Origin of the sequence: Bacillus sp. HY001 (assembly GCF_007558965.1) — a bacterium.
In the GTDB taxonomy this organism is placed as follows: Bacteria; Bacillota; Bacilli; order Bacillales; family Bacillaceae_G; genus Bacillus_A; species Bacillus_A mobilis.
The window spans coordinates 1-431 of the sequence record NZ_VLTE01000258.1; the positions used below are offsets into that span (position 1 = coordinate 1).

At 34.3% G+C, this 431-nt stretch carries 1 pseudogene; it reads left to right on the forward strand.

Annotated elements, in window-relative coordinates:
* Positions 1 to 431, forward strand: a pseudogene (locus FOT98_RS31175) (RNA-guided endonuclease TnpB family protein); the annotation flags it as partial.

The window sequence follows — 431 nt, forward strand, 5'->3', positions numbered from 1 at the left end:
TAAACAAAGATGCTAAGGTTAAAAAACTTTTGAAAAGGAAAAAGTCAGCGCAAAGAGATATGTCTAGGAGATTTAAAAAAGGTGTAAAGATTCAATCTACCGGATATGAAAAAGCGAAAGCTGAACACCTGAGGTTATCTAGGAAAATTACGAATATCCGAAATAACCATATCCATCAAGCAACAGCAAAATTGGTGAAAACCAAACCAATGAGGATTGTTGTGTAAGACTTATCTATCTCAAACCTGTTAAAAAACAAAAAACTATCGAAAGCATTTTCATTTCAAAAATTAAACTTCTTCTTTCAATGTTTGTCATACAAATGCGAGAAGCATGGCATTGCGTATGTAAAAGCTGATAAATGGTTCGCTTCCAGCAAGATTTGCTCATGTTGCGGAGTAAAATACGACCATTCAGTTCAACCAGAAGGA